This window comes from Aneurinibacillus thermoaerophilus (genome assembly GCF_900099925.1).
GTDB classification, from domain to species: domain Bacteria; phylum Bacillota; class Bacilli; order Aneurinibacillales; family Aneurinibacillaceae; genus Aneurinibacillus; species Aneurinibacillus thermoaerophilus.
This window is the reverse complement of record NZ_FNDE01000001.1, coordinates 150,466-165,884: the sequence shown is the minus strand read 5'-3', so window position 1 is coordinate 165,884 and position 15,419 is coordinate 150,466. Positions and strand designations below refer to the sequence as shown.

Annotated in this window: 16 protein-coding genes; all 16 read right to left on the bottom strand. The window is 48.1% G+C overall.

Translation table 11 applies throughout. The annotated features are described in order from the left end of the window. Window positions 1-10: 10 nt before the first annotated feature. The 16 genes from xerC to rplS all read right to left on the bottom strand — a co-directional run bounded on the left by xerC (window position 11) and on the right by rplS (window position 15,366). Complete coding sequence (gene xerC / locus BLR88_RS00805; RefSeq protein ID WP_057898396.1) at window positions 11-913, bottom strand: tyrosine recombinase XerC; 903 nt, start codon at window positions 911-913, stop codon at window positions 11-13. Between the two features lie 136 nt (window positions 914-1,049). Further along, a complete protein-coding gene (trmFO, locus tag BLR88_RS00800) occupies window positions 1,050-2,369 on the bottom strand; it encodes an FADH(2)-oxidizing methylenetetrahydrofolate--tRNA-(uracil(54)-C(5))-methyltransferase TrmFO (protein WP_091259621.1) in 1,320 nt (439 codons plus the stop codon). Between the two features lie 22 nt (window positions 2,370-2,391). After that, window positions 2,392-4,473: a type I DNA topoisomerase gene (gene topA, locus BLR88_RS00795; RefSeq protein WP_091259619.1), complete on the bottom strand. Its 2,082-nt coding sequence runs from the start codon at window positions 4,471-4,473 to the stop codon at window positions 2,392-2,394. Window positions 4,474-4,647: 174 nt separating this feature from the next. After that, complete coding sequence (gene dprA, locus BLR88_RS00790) at window positions 4,648-5,751, bottom strand: DNA-processing protein DprA (protein ID WP_057898393.1); 1,104 nt, start codon at window positions 5,749-5,751, stop codon at window positions 4,648-4,650. Window positions 5,752-5,906: 155 nt separating this feature from the next. Further along, on the bottom strand, window positions 5,907-6,812 hold the full coding sequence (gene sucD, locus BLR88_RS00785; protein WP_057898392.1) for a succinate--CoA ligase subunit alpha: 906 nt from the start codon (window positions 6,810-6,812) through the stop codon (window positions 5,907-5,909). A gap of 22 nt (window positions 6,813-6,834) precedes the next feature. Next, window positions 6,835-7,995: an ADP-forming succinate--CoA ligase subunit beta gene (gene sucC / locus BLR88_RS00780; protein ID WP_057898391.1), complete on the bottom strand. Its 1,161-nt coding sequence runs from the start codon at window positions 7,993-7,995 to the stop codon at window positions 6,835-6,837. Between the two features lie 245 nt (window positions 7,996-8,240). Further along, window positions 8,241-8,372 (bottom strand): sporulation histidine kinase inhibitor Sda, encoded by a 132-nt coding sequence (gene sda, locus BLR88_RS00775; protein ID WP_062731150.1) that lies wholly within the window; start codon window positions 8,370-8,372, stop codon window positions 8,241-8,243. Between the two features lie 188 nt (window positions 8,373-8,560). Continuing rightward, window positions 8,561-10,108 (bottom strand): YifB family Mg chelatase-like AAA ATPase, encoded by a 1,548-nt coding sequence (locus BLR88_RS00770; protein WP_057898390.1) that lies wholly within the window; start codon window positions 10,106-10,108, stop codon window positions 8,561-8,563. Between the two features lie 204 nt (window positions 10,109-10,312). Further along, the gene (locus BLR88_RS00765) at window positions 10,313-10,684 is read right to left on the bottom strand and encodes a YraN family protein (protein ID WP_057898389.1); all 372 of its coding nucleotides are present in this window, start codon (window positions 10,682-10,684) and stop codon (window positions 10,313-10,315) included. Next, window positions 10,681-10,959: an EscU/YscU/HrcU family type III secretion system export apparatus switch protein gene (locus tag BLR88_RS00760; RefSeq protein WP_057898388.1), complete on the bottom strand. Its 279-nt coding sequence runs from the start codon at window positions 10,957-10,959 to the stop codon at window positions 10,681-10,683. Before BLR88_RS00760 ends, BLR88_RS00765 begins: the two co-directional genes overlap by 4 nt. Further along, window positions 10,956-12,428, bottom strand: coding sequence for a hypothetical protein (locus tag BLR88_RS00755; RefSeq protein WP_091259616.1), 1,473 nt, complete (start codon window positions 12,426-12,428; stop codon window positions 10,956-10,958). The genes BLR88_RS00760 and BLR88_RS00755 overlap by 4 nt, the downstream gene beginning before the upstream one ends. Before the next feature lie 38 nt (window positions 12,429-12,466). Next, window positions 12,467-13,240, bottom strand: a complete 774-nt coding sequence (locus BLR88_RS00750) for a ribonuclease HII (protein WP_057898386.1) — start codon at window positions 13,238-13,240, stop codon at window positions 12,467-12,469. Further along, window positions 13,237-13,371, bottom strand: a complete 135-nt coding sequence (locus tag BLR88_RS20290; protein ID WP_302846650.1) for a hypothetical protein — start codon at window positions 13,369-13,371, stop codon at window positions 13,237-13,239. The genes BLR88_RS00750 and BLR88_RS20290 overlap by 4 nt, the downstream gene beginning before the upstream one ends. After that, window positions 13,352-14,251 carry a ribosome biogenesis GTPase YlqF gene (gene ylqF, locus BLR88_RS00745; RefSeq protein ID WP_091259613.1) on the bottom strand — a complete coding sequence of 300 codons (900 nt, stop codon included), beginning with the start codon at window positions 14,249-14,251 and terminating at the stop codon, window positions 13,352-13,354. The genes BLR88_RS20290 and ylqF overlap by 20 nt, the downstream gene beginning before the upstream one ends. A 22-nt stretch (window positions 14,252-14,273) precedes the next feature. Further along, on the bottom strand, window positions 14,274-14,843 hold the full coding sequence (gene lepB / locus BLR88_RS00740; RefSeq protein ID WP_057898384.1) for a signal peptidase I: 570 nt from the start codon (window positions 14,841-14,843) through the stop codon (window positions 14,274-14,276). 175 nt (window positions 14,844-15,018) lie between these two features. Continuing rightward, entirely contained in the window at window positions 15,019-15,366 is a 348-nt protein-coding gene (gene rplS / locus BLR88_RS00735; protein WP_057898383.1) for a 50S ribosomal protein L19, read from the bottom strand. Between the last annotated feature and the right edge of the window lie 53 nt (window positions 15,367-15,419).

The window sequence follows — 15,419 nt, the reverse complement described above, 5'->3', positions numbered from 1 at the left end:
TCTATTGGTTTTACGCCCGCGGATGAGCCTGATTGTAAACAAATCGCATCCTCTCCCGCGTTACGTGCGTGTAAATTTGCGTTGAAGAAATGCTTGCATGTCCAAGCATTTCTTGCACGCTTCGCAAATCCGCACCATTCTCCAGCAAGTGGGTAGCAAACGTATGGCGAAACGTATGCGGACTTACTTTTAAAAGCTCGCTTGTTTGTTTCACATATTTGTTAATTATGCGGCGCACGCTGCGGTCTGTGAGCGGCTCCCCCCGAACGTTAACAAACAAAGCATCGTTTTTCATCTGTTTGCATAAGAACGGGCGACCGCGCTGTATGTATTGTTTATAGGCAACAAGCGCGTGTTGCCCGAGCGGAACATATCTTTCTTTTGCGCCCTTTCCGAATACGAGAGCCGTACCTGCAAGTGTATCAACGGAACGGATGGTCAAGCCAACAAGCTCCGACACGCGCATTCCACTGGCGTATAGCATCTCGAGTATGGCTCGATCCCTTAGCCCGAGCGGTGTCTTTGTATCCGGCAACTGCAAAATCGCTTCAACTTCTTTCGGAAATAAAAAATTCGGAAGCTTCTTTTCCAGCTTTGGCGTTGCGGTCATCGCGAACGGATTGTGCCCCACCAGTTCTTCACGTAGTAAAAAACGGTAAAAACTTCGCAGGCTTGATAATTTTCGCGCAATTGAGCGACGAGCGTAGTTTTGCCTGTGCAATTCCGTCAAATAACTGCGAACATGAACATAAGAAACAGCAGCATATGCTGTTACGTCATGCTGCTTCATAAACGCCGCAAAAGCCCGGATGTCTTTCTCATAGTTCGCAATCGTCAGAGGCGAAGCGTTTTTTTCAATCTGCAAGTACTGTTTAAACAGCAAAAGCAGGCGATCAGACTCCAAGGCTTCCATTTGTGTACCTCCTACCCGAGCAACAATGCATACGGGACGCAGCAACGCCGCATCCCGTACACATCATTTCCAAAAATACTTTCCCCACAGGGAGAATCCAGCTTTTAACCGTCGTTAGTATAACATAACCCCATCGCTAGCTGCAACTTAAATTGTGAACGCTTCGAGAAAAATTCTGAATTTTATCTAACGCCCGCTTCGCATACTGTTCATACCGTTCTTTTTTGTTGCGGATGTTGCTTTCAAGCGGCGGAAATAAGCCAAAATTTGCGTTCATAGGCTGGAAATTGTCCGGGTTTGCCGTTGTGATATAATGCGCCATACTGCCCATCGCCGTCTCCGGCGGAAATACCAGGGGCTCAAGCCCGCGCGCAAGACGCGCGGCGTTAATACCTGCAATCAATCCGGAAGCGGCGGACTCTACATATCCTTCCACACCAGTCATCTGTCCAGCGAAAAACAAGGTATCTCTGTCTTTATATTGGTATGTCGGCTTTAACAAACGTGGAGAATTGATAAACGTATTACGGTGAATCACGCCATAACGCACGATTTCCGCATTTTCAAGCCCGGGTATCATCCGAAATACCCGCTTTTGTTCCGGCCACTTAAGGTGCGTCTGGAAACCGACAATATTGTATAATGTGCCGGCACTATTGTCCTGGCGTAACTGCACGACCGCGTACGGCTGTTTTCCGGTGCGCGGATCAATGAGCCCGACCGGCTTCAGCGGCCCGAATAACATCGTCTGTTTACCGCGCTTGGCCATTACTTCAATCGGCATGCACCCTTCGAAGAAAATCTGCTCTTCAAATTCTTTAAGCGGCACTTCTTCTGCTGTAATCAGTGCCTCATAAAATGCGTCAAATTCTTCTTCCGTCATCGGACAATTAAGATAAGCTGCTTCTCCCTTACCATAACGGGAAGCCAAAAACACTTTGTTCATATCGATCGTTTCTTTGTCAATGATCGGCGCCGCCGCATCATAGAAATACAAATACTCTTCGCCCGTCAACTCTTGCAGTTTCTTGGACAAATCAGGTGATGTTAGCGGACCGGTAGCAATAACGACAATCCCATCTGGAATCTCCGTGATCTCTTTATTGCACACCTCGATGCGTGGATGATTGCGCACGCTTCTTGTTACGGCATCGGCAAATTCGTGTCTGTCCACTGCAAGCGCTCCTCCAGCCGGCACAGAACAATTGTCGGCCGAACGAATAATAACGGACGAAAGGCGGCGCATCTCTTCTTTTAAAATGCCCACAGCATTGGTCAACGAATTGGCGCGCAGTGAGTTACTGCACACCAGCTCCGCGAATTTATCGGTGTGATGGGCCGGAGTTTGGCGCACAGGGCGCATTTCATACAGAATGACATCAACACCCTGTTCGGCGATTTGCCAGGCCGCTTCGCTGCCTGCCAACCCAGCTCCGATGACTTTTACTTTTTCCATCGCTCCGTAAAACTCCTTATTTTTATGATGTTTCTTCTTGGTAGTCGCAGGCCAAGCATTGAACAGTCGGCCCTTTATTTTTGCCTTTGCCCTTTTTCTCGACAAGCATGTTGCCGCACTTTGGACATGCACGTGGTAATGGCTTATCCCATGAAACAAAGTCACAATTCGGATAATTTGTGCAACCGTAGAAAATTCGGTTCTTCTTACTTTTACGCTCCACAATTTGTCCGGTTTCACATTTCGGGCAATTTACGCCGATTTCTTTGACGATCGGCATTGTATTGCGACACTCCGGAAACGCAGAGCATGCGAGAAACTTGCCGTAGCGCCCAACCTTATACACCATTGGGCTGCCGCATTTATCGCACATGATGTCCGCCACTTCGTCTTTAATCTCTACTTCCCGCATATATTTTTCCGCAACTTCCAGGCGTTTGGAGAATCCTTCATAGAACTCTTCCAACACCTTATCCCACTGCACTTTTCCTTCTTCAATATGATCAAGTTCATCCTCCATTTTGGCGGTAAACTTCGTATCGAGAATTTCCGGAAAGAATTCTTCCATTAATTCAAGCACAATTTCTCCAAGCTCGGTCGGAACAAAGCGGCGATCCTGTAATGCTACGTACCCACGTTTCTGAATCGTTTCAAGCGTCGGTGCGTACGTGCTCGGACGTCCGATCCCCAACTCTTCGAGCGTTTTAACAAGCCTCGCCTCGGAGTAACGCGGCGGTGGCTGAGTGAAATGCTGTTTTGGCTCTATCTCTTCCAGCGCAAGCTCCTGTTTTGCTTCAAGCGGCGGCAGCATCTTGTCTTCTTCTTTCTGAACGTCATCCGTTCCTTCTACATACACTTTCATAAAACCCGGAAACTTCACCTGCGAACCGCTGGCACGGAACACAGCGTCTCCAGCAACGATGTCCGCCGTTACCGTATCGAGCACCGCCGGGGCCATCTGGCTGGCGATGAAGCGTTCCCATATCAAACGATACAGCTTTAGCTGGTCGCGCGATAAATACGCTTTGAGCGAGGCCGGGTCTTTATGGATGAGCGTCGGACGAATCGCTTCATGTGCATCCTGTGCCCCTTCTTTTTTCCCGAACTGACGCGGTTTAGCAAGGGCGTACTCTACGCCGTATTCCTCGGTAATATATTTTTTCGCTTCCTCCTGCGCCACAGGCGAAACCCGCGTCGAATCGGTACGCATGTACGTAATCAGGCCGACCGTGCCTTCTTCGCCGATGTCAATCCCTTCATATAGCTGCTGTGCGATCATCATCGTTTTTGCAGCGCGGAAATTCAGCTTGCGCGCCGCTTCCTGCTGCAAGGAGCTTGTCGTAAACGGCGCGGCAGGGTTCCGCTTGCGCTCCCGCTTCTTGATCTCAGCAACGACATACGGCTTCCCTTCAATCCTCTGCAGTAATTCTTTGACTTCCGCTTCGGATTTCAGCTCGACTTTTTCTGTGCCGTATCCGTAAAATTTGGCTTCAAACGTTTCTTTTCCGGCTTTTAGGTGTGCGGTAACCGACCAGTATTCTTCCGGTACAAACGAGTTGATTTCCTTTTCCCTGTCAATAATAAGCTTTACGGCTACGGATTGCACCCGCCCAGCACTAAGCCCCTTTTTGACTTTCTTCCACAACAGCGGAGAAATGTTATACCCTACCAGCCTGTCAAGAATCCGGCGCGTCTGCTGGGCGTTTACCAAGTCCATGTCGATTTTGCGTGGATGTTTGAACGCCTCCTTGACCGCTTGCTTGGTAATCTCGTTAAAGACAACACGACAAGGCTGATCCTGATCTATGTTCAAACTGTGGGCCAAATGCCAGGCGATCGCTTCGCCTTCGCGATCGGGGTCCGCCGCAAGATACACATGCTTCACCTTTCTGGATGCATCACGCAACTCCTTTAGCACGTCCCCTTTGCCGCGAATCGTAATGTACTTCGGCTCAAACCCTTTTTTAATATCGACTCCCATTTGACTTTTCGGTAAGTCTCTCACATGGCCCATCGATGCTTTGACAATATATTTCTTCCCAAGATATTTTCCAATTGTCTTCGCCTTTGCGGGAGACTCCACTATCACCAGTGAATCTGCCAAGCATGTTTCCCCCTTTTGCTACAGAAAACTTGGCGTGCGCAGCCGATTTGGCATAAGCGCTGCCTTCTTCGCTTTACATGTATACGAATGTAAGAACACATGCGTTCTTATTCGTGAACAAGTGAAAAGAATTCCTCCTATTATTAATTACAAAACTTGCATTTGTCAAACGTATTATTCTTTCATCCGGATAAAAGCCGGTCCGGGCAATTGCTCAATTTTCTGTTTTACTTGCAAAGATAGCAGAAGATAATGCAAATGGCTAGAGGAAAACGCCGTTCGACATAAAATCTCTTCATACGATACGGATTCCCCCCCTATAAGCTCGAGTACGATTTTCTCTTCTTCGCTCAGCTTTATTGAGGATGATAACGTGTGATCGGTTGTATTTTCATTTGTATCCGAAACCATCCAAGGGTATTCACTTACAATATCATAAACATTGTGCACCAATTTTGCCCCCTGTTGGATCAGCCAGTGGCAACCAACACTTTTCGGAGAATAAACTGAACCTGGCAAAGCGTACACATCCCGTCCCTGCTCCGCGGCCAAATCGGCCGTAATAAGCGAACCGCTGCGCGCCGCCGCCTCAATGACAAGCACTCCCCTCGCAAGCCCGCTAATAAGGCGATTTCGCTCCGGAAAAAACCTCCGTCGCGGTTCTACACCGGGCGGATATTCTGAAATAATAAGACCCTGCCGCCGAAGTTCAGCGGCCAGCTTTCGATTTTCGTTTGGGTAAACAATATCAATGCCACATCCCAGTATAGCGATGGTAGCTCCTCCAGCTTCCAATGCGCCGCGGTGAGCTTCGCTGTCAACACCGCGTGCAAGCCCTGAAACAATGCAAAATCCTTTCGCCGCTAAGTCTCTAGCAAACTGGCGCGCCGCGTTCTTACCATATACTGTTGGCGTGCGCGTCCCGACGATAGCAAGTGCGGGATAGGACAGAAGTTCCTTGTTTCCGGTTATGTATAAGACCTCGGGAGGATCAGGAATTTCTCTCAACAACGCAGGATATAGCGGATTCAACCAGGTCAACACCGTAATTCCATGGTCACACCAACGTCTAACATAATCCATCGTTTTCTCCATGTCAAATTCCGCTTTAATTAGCTCCGCTTTTTTGGTAGAAATTCCAAGCAATTCCCTGATATCCGTGACGGAGTGCGCCGCAAAATCCAGCGCCTCTGTGAGCTTGCGAGCACGACGCACCACATTCCGTCCCACTCCACGAATATTTGATAAAGCAAGCAGTATGTATTCTCTTTCTTCCATCTTTTCCTCACCTCGCATTTTCTTTCCTTTTTATTTCGAGGAAATAAATGGAAATCCTTCTAATTCGACTTTTGATCCTACATTTTTGTATGTTCTTACCTGATAAAAAAGGAGCGCCGAATCAGCACTCCTTTTTTCTGTACGCCTCACGCGTATTATTTAACTGTCATGCATGCTTCCAACAAGCCACGTTCTTTTAAGACATCAATCATCGTTTGACCGATTTCAGCCGGCGTTCTTGCTACACGGATGCCGCACGCTTCCATTGTCTTGATTTTCTCAGCAGCGGTTCCTTTGCCGCCGGAGATAATGGCTCCCGCATGACCCATACGCTTTCCTGGAGGCGCAGTTTGGCCTCCAATAAAGCCTACTACCGGCTTCTTCATGTTCGCCTTCACCCACTCAGCAGCCTCTTCTTCGGCTGTACCGCCGATTTCACCGATCATGATCACCGCTTCTGTATCCGGATCTTCATTGAACAGTTTCAAGCAATCGATGAAGTTCGTGCCGTTTACCGGGTCGCCACCAATACCTACCGCCGTAGACTGGCCAACACCGTTCGTTGTCAATTGATGTACCGCTTCGTATGTAAGCGTTCCGGAGCGGGATACGATGCCAACTTTACCAGGCGCATGGATATATCCCGGCATGATACCGATTTTGCACTCACCAGGAGTAATAACACCAGGGCAGTTCGGTCCAATCAAACGGGTTTTGCTACCTTCCATGTAGCGTTTTACTTTTACCATATCAAGTACTGGGATACCTTCTGTAATACAAATAACAAGGTCTAGCTCAGCGTCTACCGCTTCCATAATGGCGTCTGCCGCAAAAGGCGCCGCAACATAAATAACAGATGCATTCGCTCCTGTTTCTCTTACTGCTTCAGCAACTGTATCAAAAACGGGGAAACCGTCAACTTCTGTACCGCCTTTTCCAGGTGAAGTACCTCCAACCATTTGCGTACCGTATTCACGGCAACCCTTCGCATGGAATAAACCAGTAGCACCAGTGATACCCTGGGTGATTACTTTTGTATCTTTATTGATAAGAATACTCATGACTCGTAAGCCCCCACCTTTCTTATTTTACCAAGGAAACGATTTTTTCCGCGCCGTCTGCCATCGATTCTGCTGCTACAATGTTAAGGCCGGATTCATTCAGGATTTTCTTACCAAGCTCTACGTTTGTACCTTCGAGACGCACAACAAGCGGACGATCTAGACCCACTTCTTTCGCTGCCTCTACAACACCTTCAGCGATAACATCGCACTTCATAATACCACCAAAAATATTAACGAAAATGCCTTTTACATTCTCATCAGAAAGAATTAACTTGAATGCTGCTGTAACTTTCTCGGTTGTCGCGCCGCCGCCAACATCAAGGAAGTTCGCAGGCTCGCCGCCATAAAACTTGATAATGTCCATAGTTGCCATCGCAAGACCCGCACCATTAACCATGCAACCGATGTTACCATCAAGCGCAATGTAGTTCAAATCATACTTGGAAGCTTCGATTTCTTTCGGATCTTCCTCATCCAGGTCACGCAGCTCCAAAACGTCTTTATGACGATAAAGCGCGTTGGAATCGAAATTCAGCTTCGCGTCAAGCGCCATTACATTGCCGTCGCCTGTTACGACAAGCGGATTGATTTCTGCAATGGAGCAATCTTTATCAACAAAAGCTTGATACAAGCCCATCATGAATTTCACGGCTTTGTTTACCAATTCTTTCGGAATGTTGATGGAAAACGCAAGCTTGCGCGCCTGGAACGGAAGCAGACCTACAGCCGGATCGATGACTGCTTTAAAGATTTTTTCCGGCGTTTTTGCCGCTACTTCCTCGATTTCCGTACCGCCTTCTTCAGACGCCATCATAACGACGCGACTCGTTTTGCGGTCAACTACAAGACCTACGTAGTATTCTTTTTTGATATCGCAGCCTTCTTCAATGAGCAAACGCTTTACTTCTTTCCCTTCAGGGCCTGTCTGATGCGTAACAAGCACTTTACCGAGAAGCTCCTGCGCATATGTACGAACTTCATCCAAGCTTTTCGCGATTTTGACACCACCTGCTTTGCCGCGGCCGCCAGCGTGAATTTGCGCCTTAACTACATATACGTTCGAGTTAAGAGCCTTCGCTGCCTCTACCGCTTCGTCTACCGTGAACGCTACTTTTCCGTTCGGCACGGCAACGCCGTACTGCTTAAGTATCTCTTTTCCTTGATACTCATGGATATTCATTCTCCATCCTCCTAACCTCATTTTACATAAAATAAACGCATCAAGCTTCTCCTTGTGTAAGCCTGTCTGCGCATACAGTATAGCTTATTCGTCATCATTCGGCAAATCCCTGCTTTCTTTTCGCGCTTTTCTGACGTTTTTCAACTACCGTTTTACTTTTTGTGGGAAATGAGAAAAACTTGCGAGTGTTTCCTTGTTTACTCATGAAGAAAAAATGAAAGAAGCAGACGCCTAGCATCTGCTTCTTAATGGGAAGGTAACGGCAATTCTCTTTTATTGATTTCCTCGATTAAAAGCTGAATAAATTCCTGTTCCAGACCCAAATGGACTGCTTTTAGATAAGCGTCAAGCAATGCTTCGTCTGAAAGTAGGTGCATGAATAACTCCCCCCTCATCTTCTATTTTCCATATTGTAACATCGACCCTTTTTTTAGAACAAGCATTCCATTATCCACAAGGTTCTGTGAATAAGTTGTGTACAAGAATTCAAAATGGTTGTAAAACTTTATTTCTTTCTGTAGATATAGTTATCCACAGAAATTTATGTCGAAAAATTTTTTCCAGCTTACCCTTTCCACTGCTTTTGATCCAGCGTACGATACTGAAATGCTTCAGCCACATGTGCTTCTAACACCTGTTCGCTGTCTTCCAGATCCGCGATCGTACGCGCAACTTTAAGGATTTTGTCGTATGAGCGGTTGCTAATGCCGCTCGTTTGATAAAGAACAGAAAACCAGCGTTGCGCGGAAACAGAAAGCGATACGTACTTTTCAACCCATCTGCCGAACAGCTGAGAATTAAATTGAAATCCGGTATCACGGTAACGGTGTCGCTGCCGTTCCCGCGCCACCATGACCCTCCCACGCATTTCAGCAGATGTTAATGATTTATCCCGCCCCATTTCATCAATACGAACACGCGGAACTTCCACTTGAATATCCATTCTGTCCAGCATCGGTCCGGAGAGCTTTTTCCAATATCTCTTAATTTCCCGCGCTGTACATGTACAGTATTGATAATCACTTTCAAATCTGTAAAAACCGCAAAAGCAGGGATTAAAGGAAGAAATAAGTAAAAAACGACAAGGAAAGACGAGCTTCGCTCCATGGCGGATAATAGTAATCTGTCCATCCTCAAGCGGCTGACGCATCGCTTCGAGCACCGCACGTGAAAATTCGGTCCACTCATCTAAAAACAAAACGCCGCAATGCGAAAGACTCATCTCGCCCGGTTGCGGATACATGCCGCCCCCTAGCATCCCGACAGGGGTAATGGAAGCATGTGGGGCGCGGAAAGGCGGATAAGGCGCCTGCTTCAAGCGCTCTGTAAGCAAACCGCAGGCGCTGTAAATCGTATCCACAACAAGAGACTCTTCTTCATCCAAAGGGGGCAAAATCGAAGGAAATCGCCTAGCCAACATCGTTTTTCCGGTGCCCGGTGGCCCTATCATCGCCAAATGATGAAACCCGGCTGCCGCTACCTCCATGGCTCGCTTAACGTGCCGCTGTCCCTTTACATCGCTGAAACAGTTTATCTCCGCGCGAATCGATACCGGATCGCTGGATAACATGCTTTTTCCTGCTTCCTTTCTCAGTGTTTCATCCGACCATCCAAAGCAAGCCATGCATTCCGCAAGCGTGTGCACACGAAGAACAGGAACCTTGACCCGTTTCACATCTTCTTCACACGCCGCCGGAATAACCACGCCGGAAAATCCCGCTTGCTTGGCGGCAAGAAGCATCGGAAACAGGCCATGAATCGGGCGTAACGTTCCTTCCAACGAAAGTTCACCGAGAAATAGCCAGCGCTCCAGTTTGTTACGAACCTCGACCTGGCCGCTTCCTAACAAAATTCCCACGGCGATCGCCAAATCAAGCATGGAGCCAGCCTTTCTTACATCAGCTGGCGCAAGATTTACCGTAATGCGCTGCACAGGAAAGGTAAAACCGCTATTTTTAATAGCAGACTTGACACGGTTGCGGGCCTCGCGAACAGAAGAAGCGGCCAGCCCGCCGATTTCAAAATAAGGCAACCCGTTCGAAATATCGACCTCCACTTCAACTCCGATTCCCTGAATCCCTAATACAGTAGCGCTATGTACACGGGTAAACAAAGTAACCAACCTCCTCTTTTGTAAAAAATTACCATATAATGACAAAGAAAAAAAGAGAAAACGCAAAAAAACCTGAACGACATCCAGCCGCTCAGGTACAAAAAAGGAGGTGTTACACGTCGAGTACACTATTACTATATGCGCAAAACTGCACAAGCATGTGGACAGGTGCCGCGGAAGAAATTTCTTTTCTTTGCCTATTTTTCAAAAGGCATGAGGAATATGAGTAACTTTATACGTTTTGTCCCTATAGCAAACAATTGAAATGACGTCAAAACGAACAGAAGGCGCGCTGGCTACATAACCGTACCGCTGTAAATACGCCGTTGCTACCTTGCGAATTGTTCGCTGTTTTGCCGGTGTCACCGCTTCACTGCCATGTCCAAAACGAACTGTCGTGCGCAGTTTTACCTCGACAAATACAAGAGTATCTCCTTCGCGCATAATCAAATCAATTTCCCCGTCACGTGTGCGGAAATTGCGCCGTTCAAACACAAACCCTTTCCCTTCAAGATATCGGCGAGCCCATTCTTCTCCCTCAGCACCGCGCTGCCGGTTCATTTTTTTCGGGGTCATCGGCATTCGCTCCGTCTGTCTGTCTCATAGACAAACGCTAAGATTTCAGCCACTACCTGATAAAGTTCAACAGGAATCTGTTCGTTTAACTCAAGAGTAGCTAACACTTCCACCAAAGAAGGGTCCTCCTGAATCGGCACCCCATGTTCTTTCGCCTGCTCTAGAATTTTTTCGGCGATCCTTCCTTTTCCTTTGGCAATCACGCGGGGCGCATCAGCTTCGGCAGGATTATAGCCTAAGGCAACCGCGCTTTTTCGTGTATATTTTGCTTTCATACGCGTACATCCACCCCCTGATAATGGGTAAGATTTGAAGAAAGAAAACCATGCGCTGCTGATTGGCTCCGATCGTTTTGCCGCTCAGGCAACGTCATAACTCGCAACAATGACAGTCTGTACCCTTGAGCGGCAAGATTTTTCTCCAGCGAATCACGCAACACATTCACTAGCGCGGGAAGCTCTTTCCGGTTATTGTATAGATAAATCGATACAATTTTGTTTACGACGGAAACGTCAAGCGTCGTCTCCCCAATATTTTGCATGGTCAAATAAAAAAATAGACGGCAATTTTCTGGATCGAGCTGTCCCGGGCCTTTTTTGCGTGATTCAATCTGGATCAGCGCATTTTCCTCATGCTTGCCTCCGGGCAGTGGCAACTGAAGGGCTACCTGAACAAACGAGACGTCTTCCTGTACTCCGGCCATCATTAGCTGTTGACCGGTAAGTTGCTGGACGAGCTGCTGCATTTGCTCCCGCAACGGAGCGGGTAATGCTTTCGCTTCCGGGTGCTGTAAAAGTTGAAGCAGCGAGCCTTTCACGCTTCCTGCCTGCTTCCCCCAATCCTGCGCTTCCCTATCTATCGCTTGCGCCAGGGCGCGTTCATGGAAAAAGCCAAGACGCTCAAACAACTCTATCATTAACCGCTTGATCCCTCCTTGGGTAGAAGCGGCTAAAGGGGCCTTAGAAACACTTTCGTCCCCAGATTCCTGCAACAACAAAGCCGGTTGCTCTATAGAAGAAATTGTTCGTTGTACCTGCCCCTCGAATTTTGTCGGCGATGAAACAAGCTTTTCCTGTACCTGGGCAAGAATCACCCGCGCAGCCGCAAGCTGTCCGGCCGCCTGTTGAAGCGGCTCCTTTATGCCTGCTGCAATCGATTCCGGGCGTGTAAGCAAGTCATGCATATTCTGAAGAAGATTTTTCATTCCTGCTTCCAAATTGCTGTTTCCTGCAAATGACCGTAACGCCAATATGGTTTCCTTGGTAATTGGAAGCGCTTTTTGCATGGCAAACAAAGCCGCGTCTTCCGCAGTCGTACCACCACCCACCTCCCGTATCGCTTGCATCACAGCACGCAGCGAGCCACCGGATAGAGGAATGCGAGCGTCAAGCGCTTTTTGCAAAAAGGCGAGCCATTCTTTTGTTAGCGGAACTCCGAGTCCTTTCGCCAAGCCTTCCATGCTTGCTTCCGTAGCCTGATTCTGCTTTTCCGGCTGGCTAATCACTTTCAGTGAAATCGGCCCCCCGCCTGGCTGTACTTGCAGCCATGTACGCTGCCCCAATTCTAACGGCGTTTCCAGACGCGCCGTAACCGTCATGCCCCCCAGTTGCACCATCGCCATATTATTTGGAAATAGCTTTACTACTTTCCCCTGAAACACTTGCCCTGGAACAAGTTCTACCGCGGATAATTGCGTCCGTTGCATTTGCTGAAATACATGGTTCAGCACAAAGCTCTGTATCATCCTCTCCCTCCTTGCCCTGAAATGCATACAAAAAGACGCTATGACTGAAGTACGCCACCGAAGCTACGTCTATGAATCGGACATGGTCCCTTCTCTCGCAATGCGGCGAGATGCTCCGCCGTACCGTACCCCATGTTGGAAGCAAACCCGTATCCCGGATATTGCCTGTCATATTCTTTCATAAGCCGGTCGCGTTCCACTTTTGCAACAATAGAGGCAGCGGCAATGGAAATACTTTTTCCATCCCCGCCGATAAGCGGTCTCTGCTCCAAGGAAAGCTGTGGAATTGTGACTGCATCATTTAGCGTAATATCCGGCACAACTTGCAAACCGCGTACCGCTTCGTGCATGGCGCGAAGCGTCGCCTGAAAAATGTTCATTTCGTCGATAAGGGGCGCGTCGCTCATCGCGATTGACACCGCAACAGCCCCTTCCATAATCCGTTCGTACATAACTTCCCGTTGAGCAGGAGACACTTTTTTAGAATCGTTTAGTCCCGGCAAATAAAAATCTTGCGGCAAAATAACGGCGGCAGTAACGACAGGCCCTGCAAGCGGGCCGCGGCCCACTTCGTCCACACCTGCGATATGCCTGTACCCCCTTTTCCATAATTCGCGTTCGTATCGGCTCATCTCAAGCCAACGTTCCTGCTGTTTTCGTGCCTTCTCCTGGTTTCGCTGCCACCTTCTATATACCGCTTGCACACCGCTTCGCGCATCAGCCATAAACAGAGCCTGCACTTCTGCCGGCAACTCCTTGCAAGTCTCTAGCCATTCCTTTATTTCTTTTATCGTCATGTCGGCGATATTCAATGAGATTTCGCTCCTTTTTTATCAATATTTCTTGTGTTAACGCCATAAGAAAAACGTGTAGCCGAAGCCACACGTTTATTTTCTTCTACAAAATATAAAACAGGCAATTCATCAATAGGGCGTAAGCTCATCCATGCTCACACGTGCCATTTCAAGCGTAAACTCGTCATCCGGGCGCTCCAGCGAAATCCGACCAATCTTACCGCCGCGCAATTCACGCAGAATCAGTTCGGCTACTTTATCATAATCAATATGGCCGCCACTCACCAGACAGCCACGTTTACGACCGATTTCCGTCAAAATCTCCAGTTTACTTTCGGGCAGTTCGGCAAGCTGGTAGCGCTCTTTGAGCGCGTTGCTGTAGTACATTCGCAAGTACGCAACAACAAACAGCGCCACTTCCTGAAAATCTATAATTTCATCTTTAATGGCGCCGCTGGCAGCAAGCCTAAGCCCCACGAGCGGATCTTCAAATTTGGGCCATAAAATTCCCGGTGTGTCCAATAGCTCTAGCACCTTGCCGACTTTCACCCATTGCTGGGCCTTCGTAACCGCCGGACGATCCCCTGTTTGCGCCACTTTGCGGCCAGCCAGCCGATTCATTAGCGATGACTTGCCGACGTTCGGGATTCCAAGAATCATGGCACGAATCGCCCGATCCTGCATCCCTTTAGCACGTCGCTTCTGCATCGTTTCCTCAACGAGCACTTCGCATTCCTGTGGCAATTTACTCACGCCGCGGCCGGAAAGAGCGTCAATCGGAATTGCCTTAATGCCGTTTTCAGCAAAATGCCGTACCCACGCCTTCGTTATCTCTTCAGCCGCCAGATCGGATTTGTTCAATAAAATTAAACGCGGTTTTCCAGAAACAATCTCATCGATCATCGGATTGCGGCTCGATAAAGGAAGACGTGCATCCAGAAGTTCGATCACGACATCAATCAGCTTCAACTTCTCCGTCACTTGTCGGCGCGCTTTAGCCATATGACCCGGAAACCATTGAATCGTCATATGCCTTCACCTGCATTTCTTGTTAGTTCAAACGAATCTTATCAAGCGGCCAGATTATCAGCTCTGAACGACCCACTACGCTTTTCACAGGCACGGGCCCAATAACACGGCTATCCGTACTGTTGCGGCGATTGTCACCCATGACGAAAATATGGCCCGGCGGCACTTTCTCCGGTCCGAAATCTTCCGTCAACACATAGCCTGCCGCTCTCGCCTCTTCTTTATACTGTTTTAAATACGATTCATCGACCGGCTTTCCATCTATGTAAAGCTGATCGTTCCTTACTTCCACGGTCTGCCCTTCCGTGGCAATGACCCGTTTAATATAATCTTTCTCCCGGGTTGCATGGAAGACAACAATATCGCCCGGTTTCGGGTCTTGAATATAATAAATTAATTTATTTACGATCAAACGCTCCCCATTTTCTAATGTCGGCATCATCGAAGAACCATCAACAAGAAACGGAGCAAACAAAAACGTACGGATGAAAAGCGCAAGCACGACGGCAACACCAAGCGCTTTCAGCCACTCCCATGCTTCGCTTTTTCCCTTTCTTTTTTTGGTTGACTCAGAGGAGGTCTCTTCAACCATCACGAATCCTCCTTACGTGCCGTAAATTCGGCCTTTTTTCCTATCCACGGCTATTCATTCACCGAAACGTAACACGAGCGCAGGAAGAAGGGGCGGATTTCTGAACCCCTAACTCTGGTTACTCATTTCCGAATCGCTAAAAAAGGAGCTTGTTACCAAGCTCCTTTTTCCCGTATTAACGGTGAATTTCTTTAATACGTGCCGCTTTACCCACACGATCGCGCAGATAATAGAGCTTCGCACGACGAACTTTACCTTGACGTACTACTTCGATTTTTTCGATTTTCGGAGAATGGAGCGGCAGTGTACGCTCAACACCGACACCATAAGAAACTTTACGAACCGTGAAAGTCTCGCTGATGCCACCTCCGCGGCGCTTAATTACAACGCCTTCGAACACCTGAATACGTTCGCGTTGCCCCTCAATTACTTTCAAATGCACACGTACAGTGTCACCGGGGCGGAAGCTAGGAATATCTTGTTTCATGTTCGCTTGCGTAATTTCACGAATAATATGATGCATGAGTTTTCCTCCTTCCAACAGATGTTCATTCCATATGAGAAGTAAGCGGCTAT